Below are 16,990 nucleotides of genomic sequence, written 5' to 3' on the forward strand. Positions count from 1 at the left end.
AATACGAACAAAGAAGTTGTCCACTTAGGATAGCTTCTTTTTTTCGTATTACTAAATATTGAACTAAAGGTTGAAAGTTTAATTAAGTATGCCGTTTCCAGAGCTGAGAGTATTCAATTGCTGCACGGAACGGCCCGAGACCGAACCTCAGGCTTGAACCGGTCCGCATAGCAGGTTAATATTCTCAGCTGTGGAGATGGCACCCAAAATTAATTAAAAATTCTGTTGACAGTTTTCTAGCTCAAAAGGTATACTAATATAGTTGTTTCAAACGAAACACATATGGAGGATTAGCTCAGCTGGGAGAGCATCTGCCTTACAAGCAGGAGGTCACAGGTTCGATCCCTGTATCCTCCATTAAGCAAAATGCTTAGTGGAATGTAATAAGTTTTTTGCGGGTGTGGCGGAATTGGCAGACGCGCTAGATTTAGGTTCTAGTGTCCAGTGGACATGAAGGTTCAAGTCCTTTCACCCGTATTAATAATTGGTCTTGCAAAATGATTAATTATTATGTATTATGTTAATTGTTGTTGACATAATGCCGACTTAGCTCAGTTGGCAGAGCACCTGTCTTGTAAACAGGGGGTCGGAGGTTCGAATCCTCTAGTCGGCATCGTCATAATGCGGAAGTAGTTCAGTGGTAGAACATCACCTTGCCATGGTGGGGGTCGCGGGTTCGAATCCCGTCTTCCGCTTTAGAGAAATTGATAAATAAAAGGGTAATTAATTCTAAACGTAGAATTGATTACTTTTTTTTCGTTCTCTAAAAATAAATCTAGCATATATGTATATCTGAATTGAGTATATTAATTCCTTGAATGTGGTACGATTCTTAAAGAGGGCAATTATTTTTATACTTTTTGCCCCCTCCGTCATACCTAATAAGTAGTGCGTGGTGCTAGTTATTCGTAGCAATTGTATTTTAGAATCTGAAGATTGAAAGGCGAAAATTAATCTAATCATTGTTATTACAGCCTTAGAACTAATTTATTTAAACAGCTAAAAAATCTTTGTTTTATATTGTTCCTGCTATTAAAAATAAACTAGTTGGAAGAGATGAGAGTATTCATTTGCAGCGAAAGTGGCGTTAGGACTTTAGTCCTTACGCCACCGGGCGCGTTGAAGACTCGCGGATTTTGCGAGGCTTCAACCGAGGTCTGAGACCGCACTTTGGCTCAGGCCGTTCCGCGCAGCAATTGAATACTCTCATCTCTGGAAACGGCATACTTATCTAAACTCTCAACCTTCAGTTTAGAATTTAAAATAGACGGATATTTAACTAGCACCACACGTAATAAGATAAATTAATTGCTTTTTTAGAAAACACAATTATACTTTCTAAACAGACACTTAAAAAGTAGAGGTAACATTAATGGACAAAGTATTTACCGAAAGCGCCAAGAATGCACTTGTTCTAGCACAAGAACAAGCTAAAAAATTTCATCATAATGCCGTAGGAACAGAACATATTCTGCTGGGCTTAGTAATGGAAAATGATGGTATCGCCGGTATTACTTTGAGGGATCTAGCTGTTAGTGATCGAGATGTTGAAGAGGAGATTGAACATCTAACTGGTTACGGCGATGTCTCATCTAATACTGCAAAGGGGATTTATTTACCATATTCTCCAAAGGGACAATTGATTTTAAGTGAATCAGAAGAAACTTCAAATTTATATAAGGCCAATCGAATCGGAACAGAGCATATTTTATTAGCTATTCTTGATGATACTGATAATTTAGCAAATCGTATTTTGGTCAATTTAGGACTCAGCTTAGCCAAGACTAAGTCGTTACTATTGAGCAAAATGGGCGTTTCTAACAAAGCTGCTCGTCGAGGATTTGCCGCCAATGTAGCTGCAGCCCAAAAGAAACAACAGTCTAAAGCTAATGGTAATGGTGGTACTCCAACACTTGATTCGTTATCGCGTGATTTGACAAAGATGGCTCAGGAGAATCAAATTGATCCTGTTATCGGACGTAAGCCTGAAGTTGAAAGAACTATTCAAATTCTTAGCCGAAGAACTAAGAATAATCCTGTCTTAGTCGGTGAACCAGGTGTTGGTAAAACAGCGATTGCCGAAGGATTAGCTATTGCTATCGTTAAAAAAGACGTTCCTATCGACATGCAAAATAAACGTATCATGATGCTCGATATGGGTTCATTAGTAGCTGGTACTAAGTATCGTGGTGAGTTTGAAGACCGATTGAAGAAAGTTATTGAAGAAATTTATCAAGACAAGCATGTTATTTTATTTATTGATGAATTGCATACTTTGATTGGGGCCGGTGGTGCTGAGGGTGCTATTGACGCTTCAAATATTCTGAAACCTGCTTTAGCTCGTGGCGAGTTGCAATTGATTGGTGCAACAACTTCTAATGAATATCAAAAATATATTGAAAAAGATACTGCGCTAGAACGTCGTTTTGCCAAGGTTCATGTTGAAGAACCTAGTGCTGATGATTCAATCAAGATTTTGGAAGGACTTCGTCCAAGATATGAACAACACCATGGCTTGACGATTTCTGACGACGCAGTGGAAGCTGCTGTTCGCTTGTCGACACGTTACTTAACAAATCGTTTCTTACCTGATAAGGCCATCGATTTAATGGATGAAGCATCAGCTAAAGTGAGAATCCATAACGTATCGAAGAATAACAAACTTGAAGAGCTAACAGATCAATCAATGAAATTATTGAACGATAAGAATAATGCCATTCTTGATCAAGATTTTGAAAAGGCTGCTAAGATTCGTGAAGAAGAGCAAGATGTTCAAGAACAACTCACTAAACTAAAGAGCAAGAAAACTGCTGCCAATAAGAAACCAGTTGTTACAGCCGATGATATTGCTGAAGTTATCGCTCAATGGACTGGAGTTCCTGTTAAGCAAATTACTCGTAAAGAGAGTGAGAAACTGCTTAACCTTGAAAAAGAGCTCCACAAGCGTGTTATTGGACAAGATGATGCTATCAATGCAATCTCACGTGCTATCCGACGTGCCAGAAGTGGTATGAAAGATCCAGCTCGTCCAATTGGTTCATTTATGTTCTTAGGACCTACTGGTGTAGGTAAGACTGAATTAGCTAAGTCAATTGCTGAAGTAATGTTTGGTTCTGAAGACAATTTGATTCGTGTCGATATGTCTGAATACATGGAACAATACAGCACTTCGAAGTTGATTGGTTCAGCTCCAGGTTACGTTGGATTTGACGAAGGTGGTCAACTAACTGAAAAAGTTAGAAATGAACCATACTCAGTCGTCCTACTTGATGAAGTTGAAAAGGCTCATCCAGATGTCTTTAATCTTTTATTGCAAGTCCTTGATGATGGTATTTTAACTGATGCCAAGGGCCGTAAGGTTGATTTTAGAAATACAATTATTATCATGACTTCAAACCTAGGCGCTAGATCACTTGAAGAAAACAAGTCAGTTGGTTTTGGTGCTCGTGACGTTCATGATGACTATAAGGAAATGCAAGATCGAATCAATACTGAATTGAAGAAGTTCTTCCGTCCAGAGTTCTTGAATCGTATCGATGAAACTATCGTCTTTAAGTCACTCAACAAAGAACAACTTAAGGCTGTTGCCAAGATTATGAGTAACAACTTGAGAAAACGTCTTGCTGAAAGAGATATCAAGCTAGTTATCTCACCATCAGCTTACAGTGACCTTGTTCGAGATGGGTATAATCCAGAGTATGGTGCTCGTCCAATGAGAAGAACGATTCAACGTGAAATCGAGGATCCAGTCAGCGAACAACTCCTAATGGGGAATGTTAAAGCTGGAGACGAAATTAAAGTTGGTTCTAAAAAGGATAAGTTAACAGTAGTTGTTAGCAAGCCTGAAGAAAAGAAAACACTAACTCATCAAAAGTAAGACCTTGACTATTGACATTAATAGTGGTTAAGAGTATTATCTTTTTTGAGATTCAAAGTTCAAATCGCATATCACGATCTATTGTCCGTGGTTATGCTAAATAAAAAACACAAAAATAGATATTTGATTCTATTTTTGGTTTTTTTTTGCCTAAAAATGGTTTAAAAAACCGCTTTCATGCAAAATGTAATCAAACTGTAATATTCAGATTTGATTGCGATTTGGACAAATTAAATGTTGAGGTGAAAAATTTGACTTATCATAACGTTAATTATGGTGCACACCGTGTTCGTCGTAGTTATGCAAAGATCAAGGAAGTTCTTCCACTGCCAAATTTAATTGACATTCAAACAAATTCTTATAAGTGGTTCTTAGATGAAGGACTTAAAGATATGTTTGACGACATAATGCCAATTGACGATTTTGCGGGAAATCTTTCTTTGGAATACGTTGATTACAAGTTACTAGAACCAAAATATACTGTTGAAGAAGCTAGAGCACATGATGCTAACTTCTCAGCACCATTACATGTAACTTTGAAATTGACTAATCATGAAACTGGTGAAATCAAAACCCAAGATGTTTTCTTCGGTGATTTCCCTATCATGACTGATGAAGGAACTTTCATCATCAACGGTGCTGAACGTGTTATTGTTTCTCAATTAGTACGTTCACCTGGTATTTATTACAATCAAGATACTGATAAAAATGGCCGTGTAAACTTTGGTACAACTGTTATCCCTAACCGTGGTGCTTGGTTGGAATATGAAACAGATGCTAAAGGTCTTGGTTATGTAAGAATCGATAGAACTAGAAAATTGCCTATTTCTGAGTTAGTTAGAGCCTTAGGTTTTGGTGAAGATTCAGAAATTCTTGATATTTTCGGTGATAACGATACTTTGAACCTTACTATGGAAAAAGATGTTCATAAGGATACTAGCGATTCACGTGTCGAAGAAGCCTTGAAAGACGTTTATGAAAGACTTCGTCCTGGTGAACCAAAGACTGCAGATAGTTCTCGTTCATTGCTATATGCTAGATTCTTTGACCCACGTCGTTATGATTTAGCTCCAGTTGGTCGTTATAAGATCAATAAGAAGTTAAACCTTAAGACAAGACTTTTAAATAAAACTTTGGCTGAAACACTTGCTGATCCAGACACTGGTGAAGTTGTCTTAGCTAAGGATACATTGCTTGATCGTGAAGCTATGCAAACTTTGAGTACATATCTTGATCGTGAAGACTTTAAGACTGTTACATTGAATCCTTCTGACGAAGGTGTTTTGACAGATCCTATTACTGTCCAAATTATCAAAGTTTACTCAGAAAATGATAATGAAAAAGTTGTTAACATAATTGGTAATGGTCACATTCCAGCAACTAACCGTACAATTACACCCGCTGATATTTTGGCTGGTATCAACTACTTCTTGAACCTTAAAGAAGGTATTGGTACAACTGATGATATTGATCACTTGGGTAACCGTCGTATTCGTTCAGTTGGTGAATTGCTACAAAACCAATTCCGTATTGGTCTATCACGTATGGAACGTGTTGTACGTGAAAGAATGTCAATTCAAGACTCAGCAACTGTTACACCTCAACAATTGATCAATATTAGACCCGTTGTTGCTTCAATTAAGGAATTCTTTGGTTCATCACAATTGTCACAATTCATGGATCAAACTAATCCACTTGGAGAACTAGAGCATAAGCGTCGTCTATCAGCCCTTGGACCTGGTGGTTTGACTCGTGATCGTGCCGGATATGAAGTTCGTGATGTTCACTATACTCACTATGGTCGTATGTGTCCTATTGAAACTCCCGAAGGACCTAATATCGGACTTATCAATAACTTGGCCTCATACGCTATCATCAACAAGTATGGTTTCATCGAAACACCATATCGTCGTGTTTCATGGGATACACATAAAGTAACTGATAAGATCGATTATTTGACTGCTGATGAAGAAGATAACTATGTTGTTGCTCAAGCAAATACACCATTGGATGATGATGGTTCATTTACTGATGATTCAATTTTGGCTCGTCACAAGGATGACAATATTGAAACAACTCCAGAAAAAGTCGATTACATGGATGTTTCACCTAAACAAGTAGTTTCTGTAGCTACTGCATGTATTCCTTTCTTGGAAAATGATGATTCAAACCGTGCCTTGATGGGTGCTAACATGCAACGTCAAGCTGTTCCTTTGATCAATCCACATGCTCCAATCGTTGGTACTGGTATGGAATATATTGCTGCCCATGATTCTGGTGCTGCTTTGTTAGCTGAACATGCTGGTATCGTTGATTATGTTGATGCTAAGAAAGTTACTATCAAACGTGACGAAGATGGCACAACTGATGAATATAAAGTAACTAAGTTCCGTCGTTCAAATAATGGTAAGAGTTACAACCAAAGACCTATTGTCCACAAAGATGAGGTTATTAAGAAGGGTGATATTATTGCCGATGGTCCAGCAATGGAAAACGGTGAATTAGCTCTTGGTCAAAACCCATTGATTGCCTTTATGACATGGAACATGTACAACTACGAAGATGCGATTGTACTTTCAGAAAAATTAGTGCGTGAAGATGCTTATACTTCAATTCATATTGAAGAGTACGAATCAGAAGCACGTGATACAAAACTTGGACCTGAAGAAATCACACGTGAAATTCCTAACGTTGGTGAAGATTCATTGAAGGATCTTGACGAATTCGGAATTATCCGTATTGGTGCTGAAGTTCGTGATGGCGATATCTTAGTTGGTAAGGTTACACCTAAGGGTGTTACAGAATTATCAGCCGAAGAAAGATTGCTACATGCTATCTTTGGTGAAAAAGCTCGTGAAGTCCGTGATACTTCACTTCGTGTACCACATGGTGGTGGCGGTATTATCCAAGATGTTAAGGTCTTCACTCGTGAAGCCGGTGACGAACTTGATCCTGGTGTTAACATGTTAGTTCGTGTTTACATTGCTCAAAAGCGTAAGATTCAAGTTGGTGACAAGATGTCTGGACGTCATGGTAACAAGGGTACTGTTTCAATTGTTGTACCTGAAGAAGATATGCCTTACATGCCAGATGGTACTCCAGTAGATATCCTATTGAACCCAATGGGTGTTCCATCACGTATGAATATCGGACAAGTTCTTGATCTTCACTTAGGTATGGCTGCTAGAAAACTTGGTATCCATGTTGCAACACCTGTTTTTGATGGTGTTAGTGATGATGAATTATGGGACATTGTTAAAGAAGCTGATATGGATTCTGATGGTAAATCAATTCTTTATGATGGACGTACTGGTGAACCATTTAAGAACCGTGTTTCTGTTGGTGTCATGTACTACTTGAAACTAGCTCACATGGTTGATGATAAGATTCATGCTCGTTCAATCGGACCTTACTCACTAGTTACTCAACAACCACTTGGTGGTAAAGCACAATTTGGTGGTCAGAGATTTGGTGAAATGGAAGTTTGGGCTCTTGAAGCTTACGGTGCCGCTTATACACTTCAAGAAATTTTGACATACAAGTCTGATGATGTTGTTGGACGTGTTAAGACTTATGAAGCTATTGTTAAGGGTGAAAGTATTCCTAAGCCTGGTGTTCCTGAATCATTCCGTGTTCTTGTCAAAGAATTACAAGCTCTAGGACTAGACATGAAAGTTCTCGATTCACACAAGAAGGAAATCGAACTTAGAGATATGGACGATGACGAAGATGCTGTAAGTATCGACGCTCTATCTAAGTTTGCTAAACAACAAGAACAAAAACGTGCTGAAGAGGAAGCTAAGAAGCTTGAAGCCTCAAAAGATTCAGCTGAATCAACTAGTACAAAATCAGAAAACTAGTCAAAACTTTAGGGAGGTTACCTTTTGATAGACGTTAATAAATTCGAAAGTATGCAAATTGGTTTAGCATCTCCGGACAAGATTCGTAGTTGGTCTTATGGAGAAGTTAAGAAACCAGAAACTATCAACTACCGTACTTTGAAACCAGAAAAAGATGGTCTATTCGATGAAAGAATTTTCGGACCAACTAAAGACTGGGAATGTGCCTGTGGTAAATACAAACGTATCCGTTATAAGGGTATTGTCTGTGACCGCTGTGGTGTTGAAGTTACACGTTCAAAGGTTCGTCGTGAACGTATGGCTCATATCGAACTAGCTGCACCAGTCTCACATATCTGGTACTTTAAAGGTATCCCATCACGTATGGGACTTGTTTTGGACATGAGTCCAAGAAACTTGGAAGAAATTATCTACTTTGCATCATACGTAGTTATCGATCCAGGCGAAACAGATCTAGAAAAGAAGCAACTTTTAACTGAAACTGAATATCGTAAGAAACGTGAAGAATTTGGTAACAAATTCGTTGCTAAGATGGGTGCCGAAGGTATTCGTGATTTACTTAGCCAAGTTGATATGGTGACAGAAGTTAAAGAACTTCGCGAGACTTTAAAGAGTGCTCAAGGTCAAAAACGTACACGTGCCATCAGACGTTTGGATATTTTAAGTGCTTTCCAAAAATCAGGTAACAAGCCAGAATGGATGATCATGGAAGCTATTCCCGTTATCCCACCTGACTTACGTCCTATGGTTCAACTTGAAGGTGGCCGTTTCGCTACTTCTGATTTGAACGATTTGTACCGTCGAGTAATTAACCGTAACAACCGTTTGAAGAGATTGTTGGACTTAAATGCTCCTAACATCATTGTTCAAAATGAAAAGAGAATGTTGCAAGAAGCTGTTGATGCTTTGATCGATAATGGTCGTCGTGGCCGTCCTGTTACAGGACCTGGTAACCGTCCATTGAAGTCACTTTCTCACATGCTTAAAGGTAAGCAAGGACGTTTCCGTCAAAACTTACTTGGTAAGCGTGTTGATTATTCAGGACGTTCAGTTATTGATGTTGGACCTACATTGAAGTTCTATCAATGTGGACTTCCACGTGAAATGGCTTTGGAATTGTTCAAACCATTCGTTATGCATGAACTTGTTAAACGTGAAATTGCTTCTAACGTTAAAAACGCTAGAAGAAAAATTGATCGTCAAGATGATGACATTTGGGATGTTCTAGAAGACGTTATCAAAGAACGTCCAGTATTGCTTAACCGTGCCCCTACACTTCACAGACTTGGTATTCAAGCTTTTGAACCTGTTTTGGTTGATGGTAAGTCAATGCGTTTGCACCCACTTGCTTGTGAAGCTTACAATGCCGATTTTGATGGTGATCAAATGGCTATCCATGTGCCACTATCAGACGAAGCTCAAGCTGAAGCACGTATGTTGATGCTTGCTGCCCACCATATCCTTGCTCCTAAAGATGGTAAGCCTATCGTTACTCCTTCACAGGATGTTGTTTTGGGTAACTACTATCTAACAATTGAAACAAGACATATGACTGGTGAAGGTAAGATCTTCAAGGATTCTAATGAAGTTCAAACAGCCTTATTGAACGGTGATATTCACTATCACACAAGAATTGGTATCGCTGTTGATTCAATGCCTAACAAGCCATTCAAGGATGATCAAATAAGCAAGATTATGATTACTTCTGTTGGTAAGGTTATCTTTAACGAAATTCTTCCTGAAGATTTCCCTTACTTGAATGAACCAACTGATGACAATTTGATGCATGGTGTTCCTGATAAATACTTCCTTGGTAAAGGTGAGGATATTAATCAACGTCTTGACGAAATGGATTTGACTGACCCATTGAAGAGTGGTTATCTTTCAGATATCATTGCTCAAGTCTTCAAAGTTTACCGTGTTCAAAGAACATCATCATTGCTTGATGACATGAAAGAATTAGGTTACACAATTTGTACACTTTCTGGTTTAACAGTTGGTGTTACTGATGTTCCTAATTTGACTGAAAAACCTGAAATTATTGAAAAGGCCCACAAACAAGTTGCTGCAATTTCTAAGCAATTCCGTCGTGGACTAATCACTGACTCAGAACGACATGATCGTGTTATTAGTGTTTGGAATGATACTAAGGATGATATTCAACAAAGATTGATCGATTCCTTCGATCCTACAAACCCTATTAACTTGATGTCTGATTCTGGTGCCCGTGGTAACATCTCAAACTTTACACAACTTGCTGGTATGCGTGGACTTATGGCCGCTCCTAATGGTGGTATGATGGAAATCCCTGTTATTTCTAACTTCCGTGAAGGCCTATCTGTTATGGAAATGTTCATGTCAACCCACGGTGCCCGTAAAGGTATGACCGATACAGCCTTGAAGACAGCCAACTCTGGTTACTTGACTCGTCGTTTGGTTGATGTTGCTCAAGATGTTATTGTTCGTGAAGAAGATTGTGGTACTGACCGTGGACTTGTTGTAAGTTCAATTATGGAAGGTACAGACATGATCGAACCATTGTATGACAGACTTGTTGGTCGTTATACACAAAAGGCAGTTAAGAATCCTGAGACTGGCGAAGTTATCGTACCTCGTGGTGTCATGATGGATGAAACTATCTCACAAAAGATTGTTGATGCCGGCGTTACACACGTTACAATTCGTTCAGCATTCACATGTGATACAAAGCATGGTGTATGTAAGAAGTGTTACGGTCGTAACCTTGCTACTGGTGAAGAAGTTGAAATTGGTGAAGCAGTTGGTACTGTTGCTGCTCAATCAATCGGTGAACCAGGTACACAATTGACAATGAGAAACTTCCATACCGGTGGTGTTGCTGGTGGTGACGATATTACACAAGGACTTCCTCGTGTTCAAGAAATCGTTGAAGCTAGAAACCCTAAAGGTCTTGCTATCATTTCAGAAGTTGACGGTATCATTACTTCAATCGATGAAAATCAAGCAGAACATACTAAGGAAATTACTGTCGAAGGTGACATTGATTCTAGATCTTATAGTGTTCCTTATACATCAAGCGTTGCGGTTGCCGAAGGTGATCACGTTAAACGTGGTGGTAAGTTGACACAAGGTTCAATCGATCCTAAGGAATTGATCAAAGTTACAAACGTTCTACATACAGAAAACTACTTGCTTGCTGAAGTTCAAAAAGTTTACCGTATGCAGGGTGTTGATATCTCTGATAAGCACTTTGAGGTTATGGTTAGACAAATGCTCAGAAAGATTCGTATTCTTGATCCTGGTGATACAGATGTCTTGCCTGGTCAACTGATGGATATTGCTCAATTTACTGATCATAACCGTGAAACATTATTTAATGGTGGTATTCCAGCTACTGGACGTCCAGTTCTTCTTGGTATCACTAAGGCTTCTCTTGAAACAAACAGTTTCTTGTCAGCCGCTTCCTTCCAGGAAACAACAAGAGTTCTTACTGATGCTTCAATTCGTGGTAAGAATGATCCACTTCTTGGACTTAAGGAAAATGTTATTATTGGTAAACTTATCCCTGCCGGTACTGGTATGGCTAAGTACAACCACATGGAACCAAAGAAAGTTGGTCCTATGGCAGATAACTCATTAAATGGTGCCTACACAATTTCTGACATCGAAGCTCAAATGAAAGCTGAAGATGCAGCTAAAACAGAAAAACGTTAATCAATAAAAGACGACCCTCGGGCCGTCTTTTTTTGTATAATGATATGGTAATTGTGATATGCTAGCCACGGATTTGGTGTGATGAGTGTTAATAGAAACTATTTAGGTAAGTATGCCGTTTCCAGAGCTGAGAGTATTCAATTACTGCGCGGAACGGCCCGAGCCAAAGAACGGTCTCGAACCTCGGTTGAAGCCTCGCAAAACCCGCGAGTCTTCAACACGCCCGGTGGTGTAATTGCTGAAGCAATAACGCCACTTTCGCGGTAAATGAATACTCTCAGTTCTTCCAACTAGTTTATTTTTTCATGGCAGGAACAAATAAAAGGAAGACTTCTGCTTACTTAAATAAATTTGTTCTATGCCTGTAACAATAATGGTTATATTAGTTTTTCATCTTTCAACCTTTAGCATAGAAATAAAGGAATATTATTGAGATATCACTGGTGCAATCCGTTACCAATATATTTCCATTTATTAAAGAAAAAGCCGCAAAAAACTAGTCGGAAGAGTCGAGAGATATTTGTGGGCAGTGGAAGTGGTGTTAGAGCTTCAGCCCTTACACCACCGGGCGTGTTTGTAGACTTACCGTTTTTTGGTAAGGCTTCAACCGAGATTCGAGACCGCTTCCCAGGCTCGTGCCGGTCTGCATAGCAGGTGAATATTCTCAGCTCTGGAGACGGCACAAACAAAAAATGTTCAATAATTTTGGAGGTCAAGATTTTGCAAAAACAAGAATTAGCTTATCAAGATACTAAATTTAACTTGGATACTTACTGGGTTGATCCAATCGCTGACTTTGGAACGCCAAATAAACGTCCTTTGGCTATAATTTGTCCAGGTGGGGCCTTCAAATTTTTAACTGACCGTGAAGCTCAACCAATTGCTTTTAACTTTAATTCATTGGGTATGCATGCCCTTGTTTTGGACTATCAATTGGTTGATGATGAACACAGTGTTTATCCATTAGCATTGCAAGAATTGGCTACGACTTTGAATTGGTTGAAATCTCAAGAAGATACACATCATATTGATTTGAGCAAAGTCGTCTTAGTTGGTTTTTCGGCCGGAAGTCACGTTGTAGCTGACTTTAACTCGATTGTTTTGGATCCGGATCAAAAAGAGAAGGTCTTTTCTGATGAACTAACTGTTATTCCAGCTGTCGACATTCTCTGCTATCCGGTAATTGATATGACTATTGGTTGGCCTAAAGATGAAGATTGGGCGATGAAGATTGCTCCTGATATTTATTATTGGCAGGCTCAAGAACATTTAACTAGTCATGGTAGACCAACGTTTATTTGGCAGACGGTGACTGATGCAAGTGTGCCAGTAATGAATTCGATTTTGTATGCTCAAAAAATGGATATGCTGGGAATTCCTTACGAAATGCACCTCTTTGGCTCTGGAGCACATGGATTGTCTCTGGCTAACTATGTGACTCAAAATCCTGGTAATGAAGCTAATTTGAACGCTTATGATACAAAATGGTGGGAATTATGCGTTAACTGGCTCAAGTTGCGGGAGATTATACCTAATCGTTAAATTGTAAGTATGTTAAAAGATAAGATCATGTAGATGAAACCTGTTGCAATCGCAATGTATGGGATAAATCTGAATGATCTTTTTTGGTTGAATAAGAAACTGATGATACAAAATAGGCAAGCAATCATTAGAATCCAAAGCGCCATCTTCAAGCCTAATATCAGACTTAGAATTGCTAGAATTTCGATGTCTCCTAAACCAAAGGGATATTTTCGGCTGATCAATAAGAGGGCAAAGTAGGTCAGAAGAGCATTTAGAATATGTAATGGTGTGAAAAATAGTGTAGGTACTATTATGAGATAAGTTATAGGGTAAACATAACCGTAGTACGCATCGGTGAATGCTAAAATTACTAAGCCAATGAATAATGGTAGGTAAATTAAGTCCCCAAAATGAATCATGCTCAGGAATATTATGCCGCCAATAAATTCCCAGAAAGGATTCCAAAAATCAATTTGATTTTTACAGCTCAAGCACTTACCATTAGTTATGAAATAGCCCGCTATAGGGATGATTTCGAACCATCGTAAGATCCTACCGCAGTAGTCACAATGTGAGCGACGTTTGACGTCGATTTGCGGATAATCATGTGCAATTACTTTTAGAAAGGAGATAATGCAAGCTCCTAGTATGAAAATGATAAAGTATAGAAAGTATTTCAATTTAATCACCTCAGTAGAAATTACGGGGACTTGTGGATAACTTTTTAAAAATGTTGCATTGACATGGCTTTTTTAAGATGGTATTCTAGTAGACGTGCTTTTATTGGCAGCAATATTAGTTTGTTTATTAAATATAAAGCTCATAACGTACGCCACTCATGTGGTTTATTATTTTACAAAATTATGAACCACCTGGATGTGTGTACTTAAAATTTTTAGGAGGAACTTTGAATGCCTACAATTAATCAATTAGTTCGCAAAGGCCGTAAGTCACAAACTTCTAAGTCCGATGCACCTGCATTGAACTACGGCTACAATAGTATGAAGAAAGTTGCCACAAAGAACCCTGCACCACAAAAACGTGGTGTTGCAACTCGTGTCGGAACAATGACACCTAAGAAACCTAACTCTGCCCTACGTAAGTATGCCCGTGTTAGATTATCAAACCTTATTGAAGTAACAGCTTATATCCCTGGTATTGGCCATAACCTACAAGAGCATAGTGTTGTTCTTGTCCGTGGTGGACGTGTAAAGGATCTACCTGGTGTTCGTTATCACGTTGTCCGTGGTGCCTTAGATACTGCCGGTGTTGATGGCCGTATGCAAAGCCGTTCAAAATATGGTGCTAAGAGACCTAAGAAATAACATAAATTAATTATTTTGAAATAATGTAATAACGGAGGAATTTAATATGCGTAAAGGTAGAGCTCCAAAACGCGATGTTTTGCCAGATCCAATGTACAACTCAAAGCTAGTAACTCGTTTGATCAACCATTTGATGTATGATGGTAAAAGAGGTACAGCTTCAACAATTTTATATCGTGCATTCGATATTATTAAGGATAAGACAGGTAACGAACCATTGGACGTGTTTGAAGAAGCAATGAACAATGTTATGCCTGTACTTGAAGTTAAGGCTCGCCGTATCGGTGGTTCTAACTATCAAATTCCTATCGAAGTTCGTCCTGACCGTCGTACTACTTTAGGACTTCGTTGGATCACAAGTTATGCTCGTCTACGTGGCGAACACACAATGGACCAACGTCTTGCAAATGAAATTATGGATGCAGCTAACAATACTGGTGCTGCTGTTAAGAAACGTGAAGATACACATAAGATGGCCGATGCTAACCGTGCATTCGCTCACTATCGCTGGTAGAATCTAGTTTTTAAAACTAGTTAAATTGAGAGGAGAAACAATTTTTCATGGCTAATAAACGTGAATTTGCACTAGAAAAAACCAGAAATATTGGTATCATGGCTCATATCGATGCCGGTAAAACTACAACCACTGAACGTATCTTGTACTATACTGGTAAAATTCATAAAATTGGTGAAACACATGATGGTGCTTCACAAATGGACTGGATGGCTCAAGAACAAGAACGTGGTATTACTATTACATCAGCTGCTACAACTGCTGAATGGAAAGGTAATCGTATTAATATCATCGATACACCAGGACACGTTGACTTCACAATCGAAGTTGAACGTTCACTCCGTGTGCTAGATGGTGCTATCACGGTTCTTGATGCTCAATCTGGTGTTGAACCACAAACTGAAAATGTTTGGCGTCAAGCTTCAACATATGGCGTTCCACGTATTGTCTTTGTTAACAAGATGGACAAGATTGGTGCTGATTTCGATTATTCAGTTGGTACACTTCACGAAAGACTTCAAGCTAATGCGCATGCTGTTCAAATGCCAATTGGTGCCGAAGATAAATTCGAAGGTGTTATCGACTTGATCGAAATGAAAGCCGACCTTTATGATGAAGATGAATTAGGTACAAAGTGGGATACAGTTGATGTTCCTGAAGAATACCGTGCTGCAGCTGAAAAGAAACGTTCAGAGTTGATTGAAGCTGTTGCCGATGTTGATGACGATATCATGGAGAAATATCTTGATGGTAAAGAAATCAGCAACGATGAAATTCGTGCAGCTATTCGTAAAGCTACAATCGATTTGAAGTTCTTCCCAGTTCTTGCAGGTTCTGCCTTCAAGAACAAGGGTGTTCAAATGTTGATGGATGCGGTTGTTGATTACCTACCATCACCACTCGATGTACGTCCTTATAAAGCTACAGATCCTAAAGATGATTCAGAAGTTGAACTTATGGCTGATGACAGCAAACCATTTGCTGGTCTAGCATTTAAGATTGCTACTGACCCATTCGTTGGACGTCTAACATACATCCGTGTATATAGAGGTTCACTAGAATCAGGTTCTTATGTCTTGAACTCAACAAAAGACAAGCGTGAACGTGTTGGTCGTTTGTTACAAATGCATTCTAACCACCGTAAAGAAATCCCTGAAGTTTTCTCAGGTGATATCGCCGCTGTTATTGGTTTGAAGAACACTACTACTGGTGATTCTTTGACTGATCCAACAGATCCATTGGTTCTTGAATCATTGGATATTCCAGATCCAGTTATTCAAGTTTCTATCGAACCTAATTCAAAGGAAGATAGAGATAAGATGGATATTGCTATCCAAAAACTTTCTGAAGAAGATCCTACTTTCCAAGCTGAAACAAATCCTGAAACTGGTGAAACACTTATTGCCGGAATGGGTGAATTACACTTGGATATCATGGTCGACCGTATGAAACGTGAATTCAACGTTGCATGTAAGGTTGGTGAACCTCAAGTTGCTTACCGTGAAACATTTACACAACAAACAAGTGCTCAAGGTAAGTTCGTTCGTCAATCTGGTGGTAAAGGTCAATATGGTGATGTATGGGTTGAATTTACACCTAATGAAGAGGGTAAAGGCTTCGAATTCGAAGACGCTATCGTCGGTGGTGTTGTTCCACGTGAATACATTCCATCAGTTGAACAAGGTTTGAAGGAATCAATGGAAAATGGTGTTCTTGCCGGTTATCCATTGATCGATGTTAAGGCTAAGTTATATGATGGTTCATATCACGAAGTCGATTCATCAGAAGCTGCCTTCAAGATTGCCGCTTCAATGTCACTACGTAACGCATCTAAGACTGCTGGTGCCGTAATTCTTGAACCTATTATGAAGGTTGAAATTGTTACACCAGAAGAATATCTTGGAGATGTTATGGGACAAGTTACTGCTCGTCGTGGACGTGTTGAAGGAATGGAAGCTCGTGGTAATGCACAACTTATCAATTCTTTCGTACCGCTAGCAGAAATGTTCGGTTACGCTACAACACTTCGTTCAGCAACTCAAGGTCGTGGTACATTTACAATGACAATGGATCACTACGAAAAGGTTCCTAAGTCAATTCAAGCTGAAATTATTAAGAAAAACGGTGGTAACCCTGAAGACTAGTCTTTAGGATGAAACCAAAAAAGAGAAGATCAATTTGATCTTCTCTTTTTTTT

At 38.9% G+C, this 16,990-nt stretch carries 8 protein-coding genes and 4 tRNA genes; 11 read left to right on the plus strand and 1 reads right to left on the minus strand.

Annotation, left to right across the window (positions count from 1 at the left end):
- Positions 1-284 precede the first annotated feature (284 nt).
- From FFM71_RS04795 to FFM71_RS04830, 8 genes are all read left to right on the plus strand, one after another.
- A tRNA-Val gene (locus tag FFM71_RS04795) sits at positions 285-357 on the plus strand.
- A 37-nt stretch (positions 358-394) separates the two neighbouring features.
- Positions 395-477: transfer RNA gene (locus FFM71_RS04800), tRNA-Leu, on the plus strand.
- Positions 478-540: 63 nt separating this feature from the next.
- Positions 541-613 (plus strand) — tRNA-Thr (locus tag FFM71_RS04805).
- A 10-nt stretch (positions 614-623) separates the two neighbouring features.
- Positions 624-695: transfer RNA gene (locus FFM71_RS04810), tRNA-Gly, on the plus strand.
- A 677-nt stretch (positions 696-1,372) separates the two neighbouring features.
- A complete protein-coding gene (locus FFM71_RS04815; protein ID WP_137611056.1) occupies positions 1,373-3,877 on the plus strand; it encodes an ATP-dependent Clp protease ATP-binding subunit in 2,505 nt (834 codons plus the stop codon).
- A 251-nt stretch (positions 3,878-4,128) separates the two neighbouring features.
- Positions 4,129-7,737, plus strand: coding sequence for a DNA-directed RNA polymerase subunit beta (rpoB, locus tag FFM71_RS04820; protein ID WP_137611057.1), 3,609 nt, complete (start codon positions 4,129-4,131; stop codon positions 7,735-7,737).
- Positions 7,738-7,761: 24 nt separating this feature from the next.
- On the plus strand, positions 7,762-11,430 hold the full coding sequence (gene rpoC / locus FFM71_RS04825) for a DNA-directed RNA polymerase subunit beta' (protein WP_137611058.1): 3,669 nt from the start codon (positions 7,762-7,764) through the stop codon (positions 11,428-11,430).
- 720 nt (positions 11,431-12,150) lie between these two features.
- Complete coding sequence (locus tag FFM71_RS04830) at positions 12,151-12,972, plus strand: alpha/beta hydrolase (RefSeq protein WP_137611059.1); 822 nt, start codon at positions 12,151-12,153, stop codon at positions 12,970-12,972.
- Here the strand turns inward: FFM71_RS04830 and FFM71_RS04835 are convergent.
- Positions 12,969-13,634 carry a prepilin peptidase gene (locus FFM71_RS04835; RefSeq protein WP_171000474.1) on the minus strand — a complete coding sequence of 222 codons (666 nt, stop codon included), beginning with the start codon at positions 13,632-13,634 and terminating at the stop codon, positions 12,969-12,971. The genes FFM71_RS04830 and FFM71_RS04835 overlap by 4 nt on opposite strands.
- Positions 13,635-13,865: 231 nt before the next feature.
- On the opposite strand from FFM71_RS04835, the gene rpsL reads away from it, so the two are divergent.
- From rpsL to fusA, 3 genes are read left to right on the plus strand one after another with little or no spacing between them, the layout of a single operon-like run.
- On the plus strand, positions 13,866-14,279 hold the full coding sequence (rpsL, locus tag FFM71_RS04840; protein WP_041501325.1) for a 30S ribosomal protein S12: 414 nt from the start codon (positions 13,866-13,868) through the stop codon (positions 14,277-14,279).
- A gap of 46 nt (positions 14,280-14,325) precedes the next feature.
- Positions 14,326-14,793 carry a 30S ribosomal protein S7 gene (gene rpsG / locus FFM71_RS04845; RefSeq protein ID WP_102196878.1) on the plus strand — a complete coding sequence of 156 codons (468 nt, stop codon included), beginning with the start codon at positions 14,326-14,328 and terminating at the stop codon, positions 14,791-14,793.
- Between the two features lie 47 nt (positions 14,794-14,840).
- Complete coding sequence (gene fusA, locus FFM71_RS04850) at positions 14,841-16,937, plus strand: elongation factor G (protein WP_137611061.1); 2,097 nt, start codon at positions 14,841-14,843, stop codon at positions 16,935-16,937.
- The last annotated feature ends 53 nt before the right edge of the window (positions 16,938-16,990 follow it).

It is taken from the genome of Companilactobacillus huachuanensis (assembly GCF_005404815.1).
In the GTDB taxonomy this organism is placed as follows: Bacteria; Bacillota; Bacilli; order Lactobacillales; family Lactobacillaceae; genus Companilactobacillus; species Companilactobacillus huachuanensis.